At 35.7% G+C, this 21908-nt stretch carries 18 protein-coding genes and 1 pseudogene; 15 read left to right on the forward strand and 4 right to left on the reverse strand.

The window, feature by feature from the left end; translation table 11 throughout:
- Positions 1-24: 24 nt before the first annotated feature.
- The gene (locus tag MY04_RS22950; RefSeq protein ID WP_066214732.1) at positions 25-1440 is read left to right on the forward strand and encodes an RHS repeat domain-containing protein; all 1416 of its coding nucleotides are present in this window, start codon (positions 25-27) and stop codon (positions 1438-1440) included.
- Complete coding sequence (locus MY04_RS22955) at positions 1421-1804, forward strand: hypothetical protein (RefSeq protein WP_066214734.1); 384 nt, start codon at positions 1421-1423, stop codon at positions 1802-1804. The genes MY04_RS22950 and MY04_RS22955 overlap by 20 nt, the downstream gene beginning before the upstream one ends.
- Positions 1805-1882: 78 nt before the next feature.
- Here MY04_RS22955 and MY04_RS22960 read toward each other — a convergent pair.
- A pseudogene (locus MY04_RS22960) lies at positions 1883-2173 on the reverse strand (hypothetical protein); the annotation flags it as partial.
- A gap of 210 nt (positions 2174-2383) precedes the next feature.
- Between MY04_RS22960 and MY04_RS22965 the strand changes: the two are divergent.
- From MY04_RS22965 to MY04_RS22975, 3 genes are all read left to right on the forward strand, one after another.
- Complete coding sequence (locus MY04_RS22965) at positions 2384-3304, forward strand: Rpn family recombination-promoting nuclease/putative transposase (protein ID WP_066214738.1); 921 nt, start codon at positions 2384-2386, stop codon at positions 3302-3304.
- A 106-nt stretch (positions 3305-3410) separates the two neighbouring features.
- On the forward strand, positions 3411-4664 hold the full coding sequence (locus MY04_RS22970) for an RHS repeat domain-containing protein (protein WP_066214739.1): 1254 nt from the start codon (positions 3411-3413) through the stop codon (positions 4662-4664).
- Positions 4665-4782: 118 nt separating this feature from the next.
- A complete protein-coding gene (locus MY04_RS22975; protein ID WP_158297867.1) occupies positions 4783-5088 on the forward strand; it encodes a hypothetical protein in 306 nt (101 codons plus the stop codon).
- Between the two features lie 180 nt (positions 5089-5268).
- On the opposite strand, the gene MY04_RS22980 is transcribed toward MY04_RS22975, so the two are convergent.
- Both MY04_RS22980 and MY04_RS22985 read right to left on the reverse strand, forming a co-directional pair.
- Positions 5269-7764, reverse strand: coding sequence for a glycoside hydrolase family 2 TIM barrel-domain containing protein (locus MY04_RS22980; protein ID WP_066214743.1), 2496 nt, complete (start codon positions 7762-7764; stop codon positions 5269-5271).
- Between the two features lie 245 nt (positions 7765-8009).
- Positions 8010-8993, reverse strand: a complete 984-nt coding sequence (locus MY04_RS22985; RefSeq protein ID WP_066214745.1) for a helix-turn-helix domain-containing protein — start codon at positions 8991-8993, stop codon at positions 8010-8012.
- A 231-nt stretch (positions 8994-9224) separates the two neighbouring features.
- Here MY04_RS22985 and MY04_RS22990 point away from each other — a divergent pair, with 231 nt between their 5' ends.
- The 3 genes from MY04_RS22990 to MY04_RS28135 all read left to right on the forward strand — a co-directional run bounded on the left by MY04_RS22990 (position 9225) and on the right by MY04_RS28135 (position 11999).
- Positions 9225-10277: a linear amide C-N hydrolase gene (locus MY04_RS22990; protein ID WP_158297868.1), complete on the forward strand. Its 1053-nt coding sequence runs from the start codon at positions 9225-9227 to the stop codon at positions 10275-10277.
- 213 nt (positions 10278-10490) lie between these two features.
- Positions 10491-11666 carry a sulfatase family protein gene (locus tag MY04_RS22995; RefSeq protein WP_205960551.1) on the forward strand — a complete coding sequence of 392 codons (1176 nt, stop codon included), beginning with the start codon at positions 10491-10493 and terminating at the stop codon, positions 11664-11666.
- A 39-nt stretch (positions 11667-11705) separates the two neighbouring features.
- Complete coding sequence (locus MY04_RS28135; RefSeq protein ID WP_205960552.1) at positions 11706-11999, forward strand: hypothetical protein; 294 nt, start codon at positions 11706-11708, stop codon at positions 11997-11999.
- A gap of 290 nt (positions 12000-12289) precedes the next feature.
- Here the strand turns inward: MY04_RS28135 and MY04_RS23000 are convergent, their stop codons facing one another.
- Positions 12290-13297, reverse strand: coding sequence for a LacI family DNA-binding transcriptional regulator (locus tag MY04_RS23000; protein ID WP_066214747.1), 1008 nt, complete (start codon positions 13295-13297; stop codon positions 12290-12292).
- A gap of 201 nt (positions 13298-13498) precedes the next feature.
- Between MY04_RS23000 and MY04_RS23005 the strand changes: the two genes are divergently transcribed.
- From MY04_RS23005 to MY04_RS23035, 7 genes are all read left to right on the forward strand, one after another.
- A complete protein-coding gene (locus tag MY04_RS23005) occupies positions 13499-14350 on the forward strand; it encodes an amidohydrolase family protein (RefSeq protein ID WP_066214749.1) in 852 nt (283 codons plus the stop codon).
- A 150-nt stretch (positions 14351-14500) separates the two neighbouring features.
- Positions 14501-15451 (forward strand): aldo/keto reductase, encoded by a 951-nt coding sequence (locus MY04_RS23010; protein WP_066216731.1) that lies wholly within the window; start codon positions 14501-14503, stop codon positions 15449-15451.
- A 9-nt stretch (positions 15452-15460) separates the two neighbouring features.
- A complete protein-coding gene (locus MY04_RS23015) occupies positions 15461-16492 on the forward strand; it encodes a zinc-binding alcohol dehydrogenase family protein (protein WP_066214751.1) in 1032 nt (343 codons plus the stop codon).
- Between the two features lie 249 nt (positions 16493-16741).
- Positions 16742-18088: an L-fucose:H+ symporter permease gene (gene fucP, locus MY04_RS23020; protein ID WP_084006087.1), complete on the forward strand. Its 1347-nt coding sequence runs from the start codon at positions 16742-16744 to the stop codon at positions 18086-18088.
- A gap of 3 nt (positions 18089-18091) precedes the next feature.
- Positions 18092-18505 (forward strand): L-rhamnose mutarotase, encoded by a 414-nt coding sequence (locus MY04_RS23025; RefSeq protein WP_066214753.1) that lies wholly within the window; start codon positions 18092-18094, stop codon positions 18503-18505.
- 30 nt (positions 18506-18535) lie between these two features.
- Entirely contained in the window at positions 18536-20185 is a 1650-nt protein-coding gene (locus MY04_RS23030; RefSeq protein ID WP_066214755.1) for a UxaA family hydrolase, read from the forward strand.
- A gap of 186 nt (positions 20186-20371) precedes the next feature.
- Positions 20372-21790: a tagaturonate reductase gene (locus MY04_RS23035; RefSeq protein ID WP_066214757.1), complete on the forward strand. Its 1419-nt coding sequence runs from the start codon at positions 20372-20374 to the stop codon at positions 21788-21790.
- The last annotated feature ends 118 nt before the right edge of the window (positions 21791-21908 follow it).

Consider the following 21908-nt stretch of genomic DNA (forward strand, 5'->3'; position numbering starts at 1 on the left):
GTAAAATTAAACCTTCAAGGAAAAGTGGATAAAGTATATCATTACGGTACTATTATTAATTTCCAGAATAGTGAAAATCCAATAAAAACAGTAACTTACAGATACGACCCCACAGGCAACCGAATCTCCAAACGAGTAGAAGATGCCAATGGAACGACAAACTATCTATACATCAAAGACGCCTCTGGCAACAGCATGGCTATAGTTAAAAACAATACCATCACAGAAATACCAATTTATGGCAGTAGCCGAATCGGACAGTTTGAACCTAGTAACACACACTCTTCTTCTTCCATCGGAACAGCACACCATAAATTTGAGTACAGTAATCATTTAGGTAATGTATTAGCCACCACCGATGACCTCGGAAACGTACTTTCGTATTCTGATTATTATCCTTTTGGTTTAAGTATGGAAAGCCGTTCTTGGAGTGATGATGGGTATAGATATGGGTTTAATGGGAAAGAAAATGATACAGATTTAAGCAGTTCTCAACTGATTCAAGATTATGGCTTTAGGGTGTATAATCCGGTGATTGGGAAGTTTTTGAGTGTGGATCCGTTAATGAAATCTTATCCTGAACTTACACCTTACCAATTTGCGAGTAATATGCCAATTTTTGCTATTGACCTTGATGGGCTTGAATCATATGGAGCGACTCAAAAGCAGGCAAACGAAACAACATCATATGCAACTGCAGCTAGAATTATAGATAAAGGAAAGAAAGAAAAGGCAGAATTAGAAACAGCTTATCATAATGCTGGAAGCCAAGAAGAGAAAAATAGAATAGCGTATAAAGGGTACGCCCGTTTGTCAAAAATTTCAAGAGAAGAAGGCTGGGAAGTTGGTGCTGATTTTTTGGATCATTTTTTAGGGAATACCAATAGAAATATGGGTGAAACATTAAATGTTCCAGACTCTTGGATTCAACAATTTCCCTCATATCAAAAGGGAATTACTAAGAATTATAATTATGTAATTAATGGCCCTTCTGTATTTTGTAAATCTTGTAAAGATAAAGGCCTTGTTAAATTTGCATTATCATCAAATATAAAAGAAGGTGAAACTATTAAATATGATAAAAAATGGGAAACACTTGTTGAATCTCTATTTGAAGGATCTGAATTGTCCTATACTTTGGGGGCTTTTACTATTGTAGCAATTTCTGATATTGATCTAACTAGAAAAGGTAATACAATTACTTTATCAGGAACGATATATCAAAGTGTAATTGATAAATATGATTTTTCACCTGGTAAAAATTTAAATGTAATGAGTTTTGCTTTACCTGATGATTATGCTCATGATTTACAAAAAAGCGGAAAGGCAAAAGATTTTGAAGTTAGAGGAGGACGTTTAAATATAAATATTTCGGGAACAATTAATCTTAATGATGGACAATATAACATTAATAAGGACTATGAAACACCAAATAATTAAAATTATAATATTTGTTTTTTTATTTAGTTGTAATGAGGGGAGAAATTATGATGATAAGATATATTTAATTGTAAAAAGTATACATAACGTTAAAGAAATAGAATATAGTTCAGATAACCCTAACTATGCTTTAGAAGGGGTAGTACATTTAGGAGGTAGTTTGTATATGGAATTATTAGAGATGTCAGAAGAAGGTTTTATAGATCATTTTATCATTAAAAAAGGTGATGTATTTTATGATAAAGATAATATTGCTGATTATCATTTAATAATTATGAGTAAAAAGAGAAAAATTGCTATACGTTTAAGATATGATGAGATTTATAAAAAGTTTCATATAATTGGATATGTTGAAGTGATTTAATTCCTTCAGAAGAACCAAAAAACCTGAGCATATCCACACTCAGGTTTTATCATAAATAAATCTAATACTATTTGGAATTTATTGTATTTCCTTATTCTGAGCTTCTGTTTTAACCGTTATGGTTTTAGTTTTTAGCCCTTTTCCTTTAGCGGTGATATTGATTGTTCCACCTTTGCCTTCATTGGCTCTAGCGATGACCAAACCGTTAAAGAATTTTAGTTTTTGACTATTGGGGAGTACTAGAGAACTAGGATCTCCATTTCCTGTTGCCTCAAAAGTACCATCACCCGATACGGTAAATTGAATATCTCCATTAAATGTTGCACAGAAGTTTCCATCGATGGCTCTGGCAGTAACGAAAACCAAGTCTTCACCATTATCAGAATTATCCTATTACTTCTAGGATTTGGTTCCCCAATGTAATCGAAACCTGTCCACATTTAGATTAATACAATATGGAATTTATAGTGTTTCTTTCTTCAGAACTTTTGTTTTAATTAATTATTACAGTTTTCCCTCACAAAAGTAGAGTTTTCTCTATCTCCTTGTTATTTTTGGGATAAACATAAATGTAAACAAATGGCGACATCAAAGTACATCAATCCTTTTACCGATTTTGGATTCAAGAAACTCTTTGGAGAAGAGAAGAATAAAGATATTCTTATTGATTTCTTGAATACAGTATTGCCTGAAGAAGATAAGGTGTATGATTTGACATATAAATCGTCTGAAAAACTATCAGCGCATCAGACAGACAGAAAAGCCATCTTTGATTTATATTGTGAAAATGAAAAAGGGGAGAAGTTTATCGTAGAATTACAACGTGCTCACCAAACCTTTTTTAAAGATAGAACCATCTATTATTCAACTTTTCCTATTCAAGAACAAGCGACCAAAGGCCAACCACAAGGAAAAGGTTGGAAATATGAATTAAAAGCAGTGTATGTGATCAGTCTGATGGATTTTAAATTTGATATATCAGAAGATTTTCATCATGTGGTAGAATTGAAGAATCAACGCAATGAGATCTTCTATGATAAACTGAAGTTCATTTATTTGGAGTTGCCAAAATTCAAAAAATCAGAAAGTGAATTATCGAATCATTTTGATAAATGGATATACATCCTCAATAGATTAGAAAGTTTTACAGAAGCACCTAAATTCTATCAGGAGTATATTTTCAAAAAAGTATTTGAAATAACGGAATATACTGCTCTAGATAAAGAGGATCAATTGAGATACGAAGAAGATCTAAAAATATTTAGGGACTACCTAAATACGTTAGATACAGCTGTAGCTAAAGGGAGAAAAGAAGGCAAGGAAGAAGGATTAAAAGAGGGGAAAGAAGAAGGATTAAAAGAAGGTTTAAAAGAAGGCGTAAAAAAGAAAGCATTAGAAACAGTGCAAAATGCATTGAAGCTAGGATTACCCTTAGAACAAATCTCATTACTGAGTGGGTTAACTATAGAAGAGATCGAAAGGGTCAAAAGAGAATTATGATGAAGTGAACTTATTCACTTAAAATCATAATCCTAATTAACTATCCTCATTTTTTTAACAATAAAACAAAAAACTAAACTATCTATACATCAAAGACGACAACAGCATGGCTATAGTTAAAAACAATACCATCACAGAAATACCAATTTATGGCAGTAGCCGAATCGGACAGTTTGAACCTAGTAACACACACTCTTCTTCTTCCATCGGAACAGCACACCATAAATTTGAGTACAGTAATCATTTAGGTAATGTATTAGCCACTACCGATGACCTCGGAAACGTACTTTCGTATTCTGATTATTATCCTTTTGGTTTAAGTATGGAAAGCCGTTCTTGGAGTGATTATGGGTATAGGTATGGGTTTAATGGGAAAGAAAACGATACAGATCTAAGCAGTTCTCAGCTGATTCAGCAGGATTATGGTTTTCGGGTGTATAATCCGGTGATTGGGAAGTTTTTGAGTGTGGATCCACTTACAAAATCTTATCCTTGGTATACTCCTTATCAATTTGCAGGGAATAAACCAATACAAGCTATCGATTTGGATGGATTGGAAGAATATGAATTAAATAATTCTCCTTATCTGAGAGAAATAATAACTGGTAACCCTAAATTAATGAATCCTGAAAATGATTATTTAACACTTAGAAATTATTTATGGGATAAGATCTGTAATGAAACATCTAATGGAACTTTAAAATTAAAAGATTCTGAAGCACAATTTAATTTAAATTATATTGATGAATATGGTAATACCTATTCTCTTATTCCTAAAACCTTGAGTAAAAAAGAAAAATATATTATTAACAATTTACAAGGTGAATTAGACTATAGATATCAAATTGAAAAAGAAAAGGCAATAAGCTCTACAGTTCATAATGCAGATGAAAGTAGAGTTATCCCTGCTGCAATGTACGGATATGGTTCAGTTTCTTTGAAAGCGGGTGTTTATGGTGGTGGATTTACTGGAGGAGGTGTTTATAAAATGCAGGGCTCTCATAAAGGGACAATTAGGCCATATACAACAGATACAGGATCTGGTTATTATGATGGAGGTTTCTATGGTAATCTAAGTGCAGGTTGGGGTTTTACATGGTTTACTGGTGAAGATCCATATAAATTTTCTTTAGATAATAATTTTGGTGGTACTGCTTATGGAGGAAGTTTTAGTCTTTGGGGAGCTTTAGGTATGGAAGGTTCAATATCTCGATATGATAATAAAAGTGAAGGTAGGGTTATAAATTTTGGATTTAATACTGGGGTGGCACCTAATAAGCTTTTAAAATTAAAAAGTCCAAAAGGTTCCATAAATAAAGAAAAAACTGAAGTAATTAAAGAAAATGATTTAAGTGAATAATTATTGAAATATGAAAAAATTAAACCCAACACTTAGGAATTTCATAATATTAGTTTTGTTTATTGTATTTTTTCCAGTAATAGATACTACTATAAGTAGAAATTTTAATCAATTAAAATTGGACACAGATTATAATTTAAGTATTGATTACCTTATTTATAAAGATAGATCATGGGTGTATTTTTACAGTAATAAAGCTTTTTATGTAATTAATCTTGGGTACGATAATAGTTTTGATTTGGTAGAAAATGGTGATTCAATTATTCATTTAGCAAATTTGGATAGTATATATCACAAAACGAAAAAAGGAGATGTTATTCCTAATGAAATAATATATTCTGACCCAACTTCATGGTTGCATGAATTACTTGGAGATACACTTGATATTGAAGGTAGATATGGTAAAAAACCTTGGAAGCAATAGACTATTTCGTTTATTTTGATATTTTAAACTTATTTTAGTTTTGTATTATCATAATAGAATGAATGTCTATGTTAAAAATATTTTTATCAAAAAAACGTTAGATAACATAATAACATAAAAAAAACCTGAGCATATCCACACTCAGGTTTTATCATAAATAAATCTAATACTATTTGGAATTTATTGTATTTCCTTATTCTGAGCCTTTGTTTTAACCGTTATGGTTTTAGTTTTTAGCCCTTTTCCTTTAGCGGTGATATTGATTGTTCCACCTTTGCCTTCATTGGCTCTAGCGATGACCAATGCCATGCCGTTAAAGAATTTTAGTTTTTGACTATTGGGGAGTACTAGAGAACTAGGATCTCCATTTCCAGTTGCCTCAAAAGTACCATCACCCGATACGGTAAATTGAATATCTCCATTAAATGTTGCACAGAAGTTTCCTTTGGTATCGATGGCTCTGGCGGTAACGAAAACCAAGTCTTCACCATCATCCGAAGAGATAATTGTTCTGTCGGCAGTAAGTTCGATAGTTTTCGCTTTTGAGTGTGTATTGATGATTTCTTCTCCCACGACTTTGCCATCGATATGGGATACTGCTTTCAATTCTCCTTCTTGGTAGGGAACATCCCATCTTAATCGGTAAGGTGATGGGAAATCGTATGGCCCCTCGTAGTATTGGAACTGAATAGGAACGATGCCTTTGTCGACACCTTTTACTTTCTTTCCTAGACTTTTTCCGTTCAAGAACAACTCCACTTCTTCGGCGTTAGTATAGGCAAAAACTGGGATTTCTTCTCCTTCGTATCCTTTCCAATTCCAATGAGGCAACAAGTGAAGCATCGGTGTATCTGTCCACTGACTTTGATAAAGATAGAATCGATCTTTCTTGAAACCACATAGGTCAACCGGACCAAAGAAAGACGACTTATTCGGCCAATCGCTGTTCCAATACCCGTTGGTAGAATTATCGCGACCGCCATAAGGCGTTGGCTCCCCGAAGTAATCGAAACCAGTCCACATAAACTCTCCTAGAATACTTGGGTTCTGCTCTAAATAGTAGAATTCCATATCTGGAGGGTAAGACCAAGAGGGGCCAATAATATCATAACTCGTTACCTGATGGTCTGTATTCTTTTTATATTTTTCTAAGAATGGTGCATGGTAAACACCTCTCGAACTTGTAATCGATTCTGTTTCCGATCCGTAAATAATCCAATCCGGATGGTTCTTTCTCACTTCCTCATATTTAGCAGCTTTATAGTTAAAGCCAACAATATCTACTTGGTGAGCCAGTTTGTTTTTAATAGAGTTTTCGTACTGATTGAAACCAGCAGTATTCGGACGAGAAGGATCTTCTTCATGACAAATCTTGGCCAATTTCTGAGCCACTTTCCATCCGTCTTTCACTTTTTGTTCTTTGATTTCGTTACCAATACTCCACATAATAATCGAAGGGTGGTTACGATCACGACGAATCATATCTCTTAAATCACGCTCATGCCACTCATCAAATACTTTATGATATCCGTTTTCAATTTTCTGAATTCCCCATTCATCAAACGCTTCGTCTAAGACCAAAAGTCCTATTTCGTCGCAAATTTCCAATTGTTCTCTACTCGGAGGGTTATGTGACGTACGAATGGCATTCACACCCATTTCCTTCATAATTTCCAATTGTCTTTGAGTTGCTCTTCGGTTAACGGCTGCTCCCAAAGGACCTAAGTCATGGTGCAAACAAACACCATTGAATTTCGTCAATTCACCATTTAAGAAGAATCCTTCATTGGTTGTAAACTTGATGTCTCTCACACCAAAACGTGTACGGTAAGTATCCATCACCTCACCCTCTTTACTAATAATCTCAGTAACTAATTGATATAAATTGGGATCATCAATCGACCACAATTGAGGCTGAATAATGTTAAACGATTGTTGAGCTATAATGGTCTTTTTCCCCTCCGCAATGGTTTTTTGATGAAGCTCTTTCACAGTATCACCATTTGCATCAACCACTTTATTCTTGATGCTCACTATCTCATCACTTAGTTTAAAGTTTTGCACTTCCACCTGTATATCGATAGTAGCCACTCTAGAAGTAACATTATGGGCTTTTACAAATGTGCCCCAATGATTCACTCTAACATCATTATTAATATTTAACCACACCTTACGGTACATACCTGCTCCCGGATACCATCTCGAAGAAAGATCTTCCGGTTTCACTTTTACGGCAATAATATTTTCTTCCTCTTGTTTTAGATAAGGCGTTAAATCGTATTCAAACCCCAAGTAACCAAACGGCCTTTTACCTAAATAATGTCCGTTAATCCACACTTCCGAGTTGTTCATTACCCCTTCAAATTCGATGGCCACATGTTTATCTTTTTGGGTATTGGTTAACGTAAAATGCTTTCTGTACCAACCTTCACCATGAAAAGGTAAACCACCACATCTAGCGTTATATTCATTCGAAAACGGACCTTCAATTGCCCAATCGTGTGGGATGCGTACCGTTCTCCAATCTTCATCATTTAGTCCGATGGATTTCCCATCTTTTACCTCACCTTTATAAAATTTCCAATCTTTATTAAAATCCGTTTGTCCATCCGACTGTGCCCAAGAAGGGGACGACATCAAGAGGAAACAGATTAGAATCTTTAAGTAATTCTTCATTATCTTTTGTTGGTCTTATTAGTTTGAAAAATCAAATCATACTCTCGATTTAAAAAGCATATACAATTATATTTTATTGGGTGATGAGGTACCGTTGTCATTTCGATTTTAAAAAATCACCCCCTTTTTCTGTCACTATTATTGGTGTATTTATAGTTCAGAATATGTATTTGATGTACAATAAGACAAAAGAGTAATGAGTAGATAATTATAAAAAGTGAGTTTTGGTTCTCAAAGAATCGTTGTTATTGTGGGATGACATCTTTAGGATTGATGCCCTTAATCTTTTTAAACATCGCAGAGAAATTGGGAATACTTGTGTAGCCTAAATCATAACCCACTTCCATCACAGAGAATTTTCCAGTTTTTAGTCGTCTGTACGCTTCATCCATTTTCGCGTGGGTGTAATATTGATAGATAGATGTATTAAACAAAGTTTTAAAGTCTCTTTTCAATTTTGAAGTGCTGATGCCAAAAGTTGTGGCAATATCATCCACCACAATTTTATCGTGAAGTCGACTTAAGATGTAGTTTTTAATATCAAGTAGTCGTTTGTAATCATCTTGATGCAAACCATTGAGTTCGTTCTTCTGTCTCAACTCATCTAAGGATAGAATAATCTGAGAAAAGAGTTCCAATCCTTTCGACATCAACATGGGAATTCTTTCAAAAGGAGATTGATCGTAATGTAATAAATCATCAATAGTAGATTCCATATGAATAGGTAAAGCGGTATGATATGCTATCGGAATTTCTTGAATTAGTGTATCGATCAATGTATCTGCATGATGAGGAAATAACTTCAGAAAGACGTTTTTGCTTACCTTAAAAGAAATTGATTTATAAAAAGAAGCGATCGGGAAATATGTTACTGTAGGGAACAAACCATTGTATATAAATAGTCCATTAATGCTTCCCGCCTCCAGTAATTGAAGTTGGTTATTGTAATTCTGATTGGCACTTCCTCTATACACTATATAAATATGAATGAGATCGGGATCATGATCAGGCGATCGTTCCATAATGAGAGGAGCACCAAATTTTGCATCCGCCAATATTAATTCCAAACCATCAATAAGTTCGTGAGCACTCATTTCTATAGAAGTCGATCGATCTTTAATTGAATAAGTTTCCTCAGTATAGGTGCCACCTAAAGCATCATATAATCCTTTGAAGTAATTTTTAGCACTTCCTTCTTCTACTTTAAATGTTTTTATAGAATGATTCACTCTTTATTGATTTTGGTAATACTTCATCAAAGATAGTTAAACTGATACACTATAGGAGTGTTATGATCGAATTGACCCATATCGATAAACAGATGAGCGATTTCGATATGTATCTAATTAGAAATGATTTTACATTTACTTCAGTTACAAATAGATAGAAAAAAAGTATTGAAGATGAGGAAACTAAATAAAATTATCGCCCTGTTCACATTGTTGTTAAGTGTTAGTATAATGACAGTTCAAGCATGTACCGGTATTCGTTTAATTGCAGAAGACGGAAGTGTAGTATATGGCAGAACTTTAGAATGGGGAGCATTCGATTTAAACACAAAATTGGCTATTATCCCAAGAGGAAAATCATTTACAGGTTCTACACCCGATGGTAAGAATGGAAAAGAATTTAAGACCCAATATGGTTTTGTGGGTATGACATTATTTTCTGAAGAATTCTATGGAGATGGCATCAACGAAGCCGGTCTTGCAGGAGGAGGATTCTTCCATCCCGGATATGCAAAATATCAAGAATATAAGAAAGAAAATGCTGATAATTCCATCTCAGCGGTTGATATGGTTACTTATGTATTAGGTAACTTTAAAGATGTCGAAGAGGTGAAAAATGGAATGAAAGAAATAGATGTAGTGGGTGTTTTTGATGAACAATTAGGGATTGAAATTCCAGGCCACTGGATTTTTTCTGATATAACAGGAGCTTCGGTAGTGATTGAATTTACAGATGGAGAATTAAAATTATATGATTCAGCCGTTGGAGTAATTACCAATGCTCCAAATTACGATTGGCATTTAACGAACTTAAGCAACTATATCAATTTAACTCCCTTTCCCCATGCACCAAAGCAACTAGGCGATTTTACTGTTAGGGCTCATGGAGCAGGTTCAGGTTTTCTAGGTTTGCCGGGTGATAATACACCAGCATCTCGTTTTGTAAGAGCAGCAGTTTATTCTCAAACGGCAAGAAATACTGCTACAGCAAACGAAACCGTCTACGAGTTATTTAGAATATTAGACAACTTTAATATTCCATTAGGCCCTGATGGTGCTGAAGGAGCAAGCGAAGATCACTTCGATGATTCTTTGCGATCGGCAACCTTATGGACTTCTGTAGCCAATACAAAAGACAAACAATACAGTTATCATACACAACATAACAGAAGAGTTAGAATGATCGATCTTAAGGAGATTAATTTTGCCGAGATAGGTAATGAAGTAATACTCTTGGAACTTGATCCATCAAAAGAACAAGATATCCAAAAGATTGAACTGTAGGTTAGTTTTATATTTGATTTATTGTGAGCGATCCATCCTTAATTTTTAGGGATGGATTTTTTTGTATTCTATTTTATTAAAAGCCTTTTTTGTGCTAAAAGAAGTAATAATTGTGTACAAAAAGAGGGGAGTTTTTTTATTTCTTTACACCCACTTTTGATGCCTAAAGGTTTCCTCTACATTTGTAAGCACCACAATTTATATTTAAGTGAGATGAGATTATTACAAACAACATTCATAGGCGCACTACTTTTATTTTTTGCGTCTTGCCATAAAAACGAACCAAAGAAATTTGATAAGCCAAACATTGTATGGGTCATGTTGGAAGACATCAGTCATGACTTCGAGTGTTATGGTATGCCAGCAGTAAAAACTCCAACGTTTAATGCCTTGGCAGAAGAAGGTACATTGTATTACAATTGCTATGGGACAGCATCAATTTGTTCTACCAATAGATCGGCCATGATGGTGGGCGCACATCAAAGGTTAACGAACACCCACCATCATAGAAGTAATCGAGACGAACCTCTTTCAGCTCCTTTCAAGCCTTTCACTTATCAATTGAAACAAGAGGGTTACACCACTATTTTAGGTCATGATAAAGTGAGAAATAGAGGTAGAAAGATTGATGTCAACTTCAAACACAAACCGATTGGTAACTGGGAAGAAGACTACGGCTTATTCGATAAATACGATACTTTCACGGCAGAGGATCAACCATTTTTTGCTCAGATACAATTGGCGGTAACACATCGTGGTGATTGGTGGAATGAGGTAAGAGAACAATCGGAACACCCGGTCGATCCAGCAGAAGTAGTGTTGCCAGAAGATTATGCCGACCATCCTGCCATTCGTTTGGATTGGGCGAAATATTTGGATCAGGTAGAATATGCCGATAACGAAATGCAAATGCTGATTGATGAGTTGAAGGAAAAAGGAATGTACGACAACACCGTGATCATAGTTATTGGCGACAACGGTAGGTGTAATGTTAAGGGTAAAGGCTATTTGTTTGATTCAGGATCAAGAATTCCTTTGATTGTGAAATGGCCAAAAGGATATGAGCATGATCAGGAATCTCAACAAATTATTGCAAGTACAGATATTACCGCGACTATTTTAGATATCGCAGGAGTTGATCTTCCAGAATATTTAACGGGACAATCGTTTATCGATGAGCACTTCGACCGTAAAAATGTATACTCTTACAGGGGATTATGGGATGAAATTCCTGAACAAATGAGCTCTATTTCCACAGAACAGTTTAGATATATCCGTAACGATAAACCAGAAATCCCATACGATACACATCAAGGGTATTTGGAATGGTATCGTCCGGCATTGCATGTAATGAGAACTCTAAACAAAGAAGGGAAACTGAATGAATAGCAAGAAAGATGGTTCTCTCCAACAAAACCAAAAGAAGAGTTGTACGATTTCAAAAACGATCCATACGAAACTCAGAATTTGGCAAATCATCCTGAATATCAAGATATATTAAAGAAGTTAAGAGAGGAAACATATTTGTTAGATAAACAAATGACACCCGTCTCTACAGTTTACGATCCGAAACCAGTTCCTGGATTGAAACCTATTAAATACGTAAAAGAGTATCATCCAGAGGCCTACGCAAGAATGTTAGCAGGTGAGGAGATTGGACATAAAAAATATTCGAAACTCTATAAGAAACATATAGCAGAACAAAATCAGCAATCAAAATAATAATGGGATGAGTGTTGGCTCAGCCTACTGGTTCGAGTGTTAAGCGTCAGCGACACTCGGACCAAAAAAACGTAAGAGGTCTCCTGACCTCGTATATAATTTTAGAATGATGTGTGACTAAAAAGCATACTTAATTACCTCAAAAAAAACGTCAGTTTTCTGGCGTATTTTTTTTGCATTACTATTTACTTGATATTCAATTTATTCTTTTGATGATAATATGTTCTACTCTAGTTATACTTTAAGAGCAAACTTTAATATCAGTTTTATTAAAAATAAGAAACATAAGGTTAGGTGGTAGCGGTACTATCCCTCACCATCAACTCCGTTTCCAATACAATATGTTCCGATTTTAAATCGTCTGAAGTATTAAACAAAATCTCAATCGCCTTCTTGCCCATATCGTAAGAAGGCTGTTTTACGGTAGTCAATTTCGGAGACGTATAGATGGAAACGGGTTCATCTGCATAACCAATAATGGATATATCTTTAGGAATCTCTAAACCTTCTTGTTTGCATATCTCCATCGCTTGGAACGCAATGTAATCGGTCACAGCAAATAAGGCAGTAGGTCGGTGTTCATCATTTAGTATTTTTCTTAATGCGTTTTCCCAATCGTTTTGCACCTCAGTAGAAATCACCATATCCGAATGGAAGGGAAGTTGACTGTCTTTTAGTGCCTCAACATACCCCATATATCGATTAAAAGTAGTCGAAATTCCTTCTTCACCTTTTAAGTGCACAATATGCTGATGTCCATTTTTTATCAGATAATCGACAGCTTTAAAGGCACCATCGAAATCGTCTGTAATCACTACAGAAGTATCAATGTCCTCACAAATTCTATCCAATAAGATGATGGGAATTCCTTCATCATATATATCATTTAAATAGGAATAATCTTCTCTATCTTGTGATAAGGCAATCAGTAGTCCATCGACTTTAAGATCGGATAAATTGAAGCAATTTTCTTTTTCCTGTTCATAACTTCGCCCAGAACTTTTGATGATCAACTGATAGTTTAATTCCCTTGCCCGATCTTCTATACCGTGCAACATCATAGAGAAGAAATTATGGTTGTATTCTGGAATCACCACCCCAACCGTTTTGGTTGAGTTTTGTTGTAAGTTTTTTGCCAATTGGTTCGGTCTGTACTTCCATTTCTTCGCCAATTCTTCGACTTTTTTCCTTGTCGATTCAGAGATTCTTTCCCCTCCATTCAAGGCTCTTGATACGGTGGTAACCGATACATTCAATGCTTTGGCAATGTCTTTTATGGTGACTCTATCTTTTTTCATTTTCCCTTTCTGTTTTCGGAGGGTAATTTCTCAAAAAAACATCAAAAAGCAAAATCTTAAAACCTTTGTTTTTACTATTGTGCAAACGTTAAACTTTCTTCTTTTTGATGCCCTATATACATTTGTTTCGTGATCAATAACAAGTCACAAAACAATCCAATTAGCTTATAAATATATGCTCTTATTTTAAGTATAAATGAAATGAAAAAGATAGATGCACATCATCATTTATGGAAGTATTCTCCAGTGGAACATGCTTGGATAAACGATGAAATGTCGGTACTAAAACAAGATTATCTTCCAAAGCAATTGTGGGAAGAAATGTCGAAGAGTGGATACAAAGGGTGCGTGGCAGTACAGGCAAGTCAAACAGAACAAGAGACTCAATTTTTATTACAAGAAGCGAGTGTAAATCCGTTCATTTTAGGTGTTGTGGGTTGGGTAAATTTATCGAACAGCAGCATTAAAGATAGATTACAATACTTTTCGAAATTCTCCGATTTTAAAGGAGTTCGTCATGTATTGCAAGACGAGGAAGACGATCAGTTTATGTTAAGAGAAGAGTTCTTAAGAGGCATTGCAGCTTTAAAAGAATTCGACCTTACCTACGACATTTTAATCTTCCCAAAACACCTTCCGTTTGCGAAGGAATTGGTAGCTAAATTTCCGGAACAACCTTTCGTTATCGACCATATAGCGAAGCCAGAAATTAAAGATGGAAAGTTCGAACCTTGGGCATCCGATTTAAAGGAAATTGCACACTATCCAAACGTGATGTGTAAGCTTTCTGGAATGGTTACTGAGGCCGATTGGAAACAGTGGACCAAGGAAGAGTTACACCAATATATTCAAGTGGTGGTCGACGCTTTCGGAGTAGATCGTTTGATGATCGGATCGGATTGGCCGGTATGTAAATTGGCAGGGGAGTATTCTGAAGTAATGCAAGTGGTAGAAGACTTTTTTACTGATGCAAATGATAGGAAAAAAGTAATGGGTGAGAATGCAATGTCCTTCTATAATCTCACTTTAAAGAAGCAAGAGGTGAACATTTAGTCAAATCTAGGGGGAAAATTTTATTCCACACCTTTTTTTGATAATCATCCATAAAAAAATTAGGAAATAGCATACATATCGAACAGTAAATGACTTGTAGGTAATACCAAGTAGCTGTTTGGATGTAGCATGAAATAAATGAATAATAAGATGATCAATACACTAACAAAACCTACTTATCAAGCAGACGCTAATAAAGATAATTATGGTTTTTCTCACGGATCTAGATTGGTCTTAGGTTGCTCTGGACTTGGTGGAGTTTGGGGTGCTGTAGAAGAAGAAGAATCTGTAAAAGTTATACTAAGTGCACTAGAAAATGGTATCAGTACTTTAGATACTGCACCATCGTACAACAGATCGGAAGAATTTGTTGGAAAAGCATTAAAACAATGGAGTGGCGAACGTCCATTTATCAGTACAAAAATTGGTAGATTATTCGCCGAAAAAGCAGACGAGTTTAAACTAGATTACACTCGTGATACCATGCTTCGTAGTATGGAAAACAGTTTGAATAAATTGAATACAGATTATGTAGACGTATTGTTCTTACATGAGCCACATATGTTGCCTTACGATAAGCAAGATGATATTATTGAAACATTATCGTATATCAAAGCGCAAGGTATGGCAAAGAAAATCGGTGTAGGTGGTAACCCGGTTGACGATTTCTATCCATTCTTCGAATCAGGAATTTTTGATGTTGTATCAGGCTTCATGAAAATGGATGCTTGTAACATGTCAGCTTTCGAAAGAGATATTCCTTATTTCCAAGAAAACAACATTGCTTACTATGCTGCATCAGCATTGCATATGGGCTTGTTGGGAGCACGTTTTGACAAACTATGCGAAGAGCGTCCAAACAACGAGTGGATCTCTAATAAAGATGTGGATATAGCGATTAATATCAAAAAGATTGCAGACGAGAACAATATGGATATAGCGGAGCTTTCTTTACGTTATCTGATGTCTGTGAAAGAAGCAACTCGAGTAGTTATCGGTTCAAGAAAAATTGCTCAAATCGAATCGACTGTCGATTGCTGGAACAAAGGAGCACTTTCAGAAGATCTATTTAATCAAATCACCAATTGTATCTATAACTAAACAACAACAATGAAAACAATCGTTTTAAATAAACCAGGAGAATTTGAGGTAACAGAAACTGTTCAACCTACAGAAGAATTACAAGCAGGAGAGGCTTTAGTAAAAGTACACAGAATTGGTATTTGTGGTACGGATTTACACGCTTACACTGGTAAACAACCTTTCTTTACGTATCCAAGAATTTTGGGTCATGAGTTGGGAGTAGAAGTATTGGCAGTGGCTGAGGGCGTGAGCAACGTAAAAGTAGGCGACAAATGTTCTGTAGAACCTTACTTCAATAAAACGGAAGATCATGCAGTACAAAGAGGTTTTACCAACTGCGGTGAAAATATTTCTGTTTTCGGTGTACACGAAGACGGTGGTATGAGAGAATTCTTTAAGATTCCAGCACAATACCTTCACGCTTCAAAATCATTGGGTTACGATCAGTTGGCTCTGGTAGAGACATTAAGTATTGGATGCCATGCGGTAAACAGAGCTAAAGTAGGTAATGAAGATACAGTTTTAGTGATTGGTGCAGGTCCTATCGGAATGGGTGCTTGTCAGTTTGCAATGGCAGCAGGCGCTAAAACAGTCATGTTGGATATCAACGAAAGTCGTTTGGATTTCTGTTTGAAGCACATCAAAGTAGACGGTACAGTACAAGTGGACCAAGAAGCAGATGTAACAGAAAAGCGTATTAGAGAGCAATTTGATGGCAACCTTCCAACAGTAGTAATCGATGCAACAGGTAATAAATTCTCTATGGCCAACACTTTACAGTATACTGCATCAGCAGGACGTATCGTATTTGTCGGTCTTTTCCCTGGTGATTTTTCTTTCCACGATCCTTATTTCCACAAGAAAGAATTAACGATCATGGCCTCAAGAAACTCATTGCCAGCTGATTTCGATCAGATTATTGAAATGATTGAAAACGGTCAGATTGATACAGATCCATGGATCACTCACAAAATAGTATTTACTGATATCGCCGATCATTTTGATAGCTGGCTAAAACCAGAAACAGGAGTGATCAAAGCGATGCTCGAATTATCATAAAGAAAGTAGATCTATTAGTGTAGAAGTACAATTTAGATGGGTGCAACCCATCGGCCGGTTAACTATAGCATATATAATTAACCAAGAAGATTTATTCTACATAATACATCTATCAGATATTGATCTTCCTCAAGGAGGGGTGCAACCCCTCCACTCAACGGGTCATCACGAGTTCACTTATATATGGATAATAATCCGATTGATTAGATGGGATCAATAGACATACTCACTCAAAACAACAAAAATGAAATGAATAACGCTATTACAAATGACATTCCTGTAGACAACCAACCTGCCGAAGTACAAGAAGAAAAGCAGGGTAAAGTGGTTGAGAAAAAGTATTTACTTCCGTTCATACTGATCACAAGTTTATTTGCCTTATGGGGGTTTGCCAACGACATTACTAACCCAATGGTATCTGCTTTTGAAACAGTAATGAATTTAGAAACAGCAAAAGCATCATTGGTACAATTTGCCTTTTATGGCGGTTATTTCACCATGGCACTTCCTGCAGCAATTTTAATCAAAAAATATTCTTATAAATCGGTTATTTTAATTGGTTTAGGCTTATATGCCACTGGAGCATTATTATTTATTCCAGCAGCCAATTTCGAAATGTTCGGATTCTTTTTAGTATCACTATATATCCTAACATTCGGTCTAGCATTTTTAGAAACTACAGCCAATCCGTTAATCTTATCTTTAGGATCAGAGAAAACGGCAACTCAACGACTAAACTTAGCACAAGCGTTTAATCCTATCGGATCTTTAACAGGTATGTTTGTGGCGTCTCAATTTGTACTATCAAAATTAGAATCTGCTACACTAGATGCAGATGGCGAACTTATCTTTCCCACATTACCTGAAGCGCAACAATTATTGATTAGAACCCAAGATTTGATGATCATTCGTGATCCTTATGTATTCTTAGGTTTAGTAGTACTATGCATGCTAGTATTAATAGCAATTACAAAAATTCCAGAAAAGAAAAAGGACAGCACAGCTCCGATTCAATTAGGGGGAACTATCAGCAAGTTATTAAGTAACAAAACGTATAGAGAGGGTGTAATTGCTCAAGTATTCTATGTGGGTGCTCAAATTATGTGTTGGACATTCATCATAAAATATGCAGAAACACTAGGTTACTCTAAAGCAGAGGCACAGAATCTAAATATCATTGCCATGTTCCTTTTCCTCGGCAATAGATTCTTAGCCACTTACTTAATGCGATTTGTCAATACCGCTTTATTATTGGCTGTATTTGCTATCGGTGGTATTATTACAACATCTATGGTGATCTTCGTAGGTGGAGATATCGGATTGTATGCTTTGGTAGCTACATCTATCTTTATGTCGATGATGTTCCCGACCATCTACGGTATCACTTTAGAAGAAGTGCCTCAAGAAAGAGAATTTGGAGCAGCAGGTTTAGTAATGGCCATTGTTGGTGGCTGTTTAATGCCTCCTTTACAAGGTTATATTATTGACATGGAAACAGTATTTGGTATGAATGCAGTGAACTTCTCATTCCTTCTGCCATTACTATGTTTCGTAGTGATCAGTGTATTCGGATTTAGACGATTCCAAAAAATATAAATAATGAAATTCAAGAGATATTGTAAAGTGCTTCAATTAACTGATAACCCTCAGTTAATTGAAGATTATAAAAGAGTGCATGGTAAAGGTCAGGCTTGGCCAGAAATTACCAACGGTATGAAAGATGTTGGGATTCTAGATATGGAAATCTACATCGCCGGAACTCAGTTGTTCATGATTATGGATACGGTAGCGGACTTCGACCATGAGACTCAAATGGCGATTTTGGCCACAAAACCAAGACAATCAGAATGGGAAGCTTATGTTTCTCAGTTCCAGGAAACAGATGCCAATGCTACAGCAGATGGCAAGTGGGTATTGGTGGAACGTATCTACGAAATGGAACAACAAGTAGAATGTGCGAAAGAGGAAGGTCAGGTAAAAACGACCGATAAATTAGAAGTGACGATCAGTTAATTAAAAATTGACTTACAAATAATAAAAACAATGAACAAGGTACTAATGGTGCATCCGACGGATAATGTAATGGTCGCATTATCAGATCTTCAGGAAGGAGAGACGGTCGCTTACGAAGGACAAGATTATACAACAACCTCAGCAGTGAAAGGAAAACATAAGTTTGCCTTAGAAGATTTTGCTGAAGGTGATAAGATATATATGTATGGCGTATTGGTAGGTAAAGCTACGCAACCCATTAAAAAAGGAGAGGCGATTACAACAGAAAATGTAAAACACGCAGCAAGCGATGTGGCTGTTGGAGATCGTAAAACAGATTGGATCAAGCCGGATGTTTCTGCTTTCGAAGGTAGAACGTTTAAAGGTTATCATAGAACAGACGGACAGATTGGTACTCAAAATGTTTGGTTGGTCGTTCCTTTAGTATTTTGTGAAAATAGAAACGTTTTAGCTGCGAAAGATATTCTAGAAGAAAAACTAGGATACGCAAAAGGCAGAGATTACGAATTAAATTTAGATGATCTTCTAGGTCAGTTAAACGAAGGAAAAACCGCTGAGGATCTTTCATCTAAAGACTTTATGTTGTCTTTGGAAGAGCAAAAGAACCAAAGAGTTTTCAAAAATGTAGATGGTATTAAATTCTTGCTTCACGATGGTGGATGCGGAGGTATCCGTCAGGATGCAGAAACACTTTGTGGTCTACTAGCTGGATATTTGAACAATCCAAACGTTGCTGGAGCGACATTCTTAAGCTTGGGTTGTCAGAATGCACAAGTAGAAATTATGCAAGAGGCCATCAAAGCCGTTAATCCAAAATTTGATAAACCCGTCTATTATGTGGAACAACAAAAGAGTGCTTCTGAAGCCACTTTTGTAGGTGATATCGTAAAATACACGATGGCCGGATTGGTCGAAGCCAACAAGGTAGAGCGTAAGGAGGCACCAATTTCTGCATTAAGATTAGGTTTAGAATGTGGTGGATCTGATGGATTTTCTGGTATCTCAGCCAACCCAGTAATCGGTTATGTTTCTGATATGCTAGTCGCTTTAGGTGCCATTCCAATTTTAGCGGAATTCCCTGAGTTAAACGGTGTAGAGCAAAGTTTAACCGACCGTTGTCAGACAGAAGAAGATGCCAAAAGATTTGTCGATCTAATGGCAATTTATAAACATAGAGCCGAAGCAGTAGGTTCAGGTTTTGATGCAAACCCATCTCCGGGTAACATCAAAGATGGTTTAATTACTGATGCCATGAAATCTGCAGGTGCAGCCAAAAAAGGCGGTTCATCGCCAATTGTAGAAGTATTGGATTATACGGAGCAAGTAACAAAACCTGGTTTGAACCTTCTTTGTACACCGGGTAACGATGTAGAATCGACCACCGCTTTGGCTGGATCAGGAGCTACTCTAATTACATTTAGTACAGGTTTAGGCACACCAACAGGTAACCCAATTACACCAGTAATTAAAGTGTCATCAAATACAGTACTTGCAGAGAGAATGAAAGACATTATCGATTTCAATACAGGTACAGTAATCACAGGAGAAGATAGCATTCCAACTAGGGCAGCAAAGATGTTAGACTACTTATTAGAAGTAGCAAGTGGTGAAGCTGAAACCAACGCTATGCGTATGCGTCAGGACGACTTCATTCCATGGAAAAGAGGAATTTCACTTTAAGCTGTTAAACATTTAAAATTGGAAAAAAGTTGGATTATTATTTTTTTGACTAATCAAGGCAGAATTGAAGAGCATAGCCTTAGTTACGTGATGAAATTCTAACGTAGAGTAGTCAAAAAAAGAAGATTTAAAACTTCCGATTTTGATTGTATAACTGCTTAATCAACATCAAAAACAATTAGAACTATGCAATTAAATAGAACAACAGCAAACGTAGAAAAGCGTCCTATAAAAGTCCTTCAATTTGGTGAAGGTAATTTCTTGAGAGCATTCATCGATTGGATGATCCATGAAATGAACGAAAAAGCAGACTTTAACGCAGGTGTTGCTGTAGTACAACCAATTCCACAAGGTTTAGGCGAGCTACTTTCTTCACAAGACGGTTTATATCATTTGTATTTAAATGGTATTGAAAAAGGTCAGCTTATCAATAAGAAAATGTTAGTGGATTGTATCCAATCGGTGGTCAATCCTTACGAAGATTATAACGCTTATTTGCAATTAGCAGAAGAGGAAGAATTAAAATTCGTTTTCTCTAATACAACAGAAGCGGGTATCACTTATAAAGCAGGTGATGCGAAAGATAAAGTTCAAGATAGTTTCCCAGCAAAGTTGACAGCTTTCTTGAACCACCGTTTTGAACATTTCAAAGGAGATGCATCAAAAGGTTTAATTATTCTTCCATGCGAATTAATTGATAAAAACGGTGTCAAACTAAAAGAAATCATTCTAAAATATGCTGCTGATTGGGGCTTATCAGATGATTTTAAAACTTGGTTAGATTCGGCTTGTACATTCTATAATACTTTAGTGGATAGAATTGTTCCAGGTTATCCGAAAGACAGAATCAAAGAGATTCACGAAGAGTTAGGATTTGAAGATCAGTTGGTAGTAGAAGGGGAGCAATTCCATTTGATGGTCATGGAAGGTGATCAATCAATTAAGGAAGTATTGCCTTTTGAAAAAGCTGGTTTGAATATTATCGTAACGGATAATCAAGCCCCTTACAGAACGAGAAAAGTGAGAATCCTAAACGGAGCACACACTTTGATGGTACCGGTAGGTTTATTGGCAGGCATTCCAACGGTAAGAGAAAATATCGAAGACGCTACAGTTGGTCAGTTTGTGAATGATGCTTTGACTCAAGAAATCATTCCTTCTCTACCAGCAGCAGAAGGTTTAACGGAGTTCAAAGACGATGTATTGGATCGTTTTAGAAATCCATTTATCCAGCACTATTTAAAGAGTATCTCTTTAAACTCTTTCCCTAAGTTTAAGACAAGAGTGTTGCCTTCGATTGTTTCGTACATGGAAAAAGAGCAAAAAGCACCAGCTTATTTAAGCAAATCTTTTGCAAGTTTGATCAAATTGTATGATCCGAAAAATAAAGTAGGATTTGAAGCACAAGACAACGCCGATGTTGTGGAGCTGTTAGGTACAGTTTGGGAAGAATACAGATCAGAATATTTCAGTTTAGATGAATTAGTGAAAAAAGTATTGAGTTACGATACTCTTTGGGAGGCTGATTTATCGGTAAATACATTGCTTGTTGAGGAGGTTTCGAAGTCATTAAGAGAAATCGAATCGACAGCAGAATTAGTGTAACTTCGTATTTATCGTCTCATAACATTAATAGTTGATTTAAAATCCATTGTGACATTAAGTTGCAATGGATTTTTTTCATTTTGATAATTACCGATAACATTACTTACAATATTTGTAA

This window comes from Flammeovirga sp. MY04, assembly GCF_001682195.2.
GTDB lineage: Bacteria > Bacteroidota > Bacteroidia > Cytophagales > Flammeovirgaceae > Flammeovirga > Flammeovirga yaeyamensis.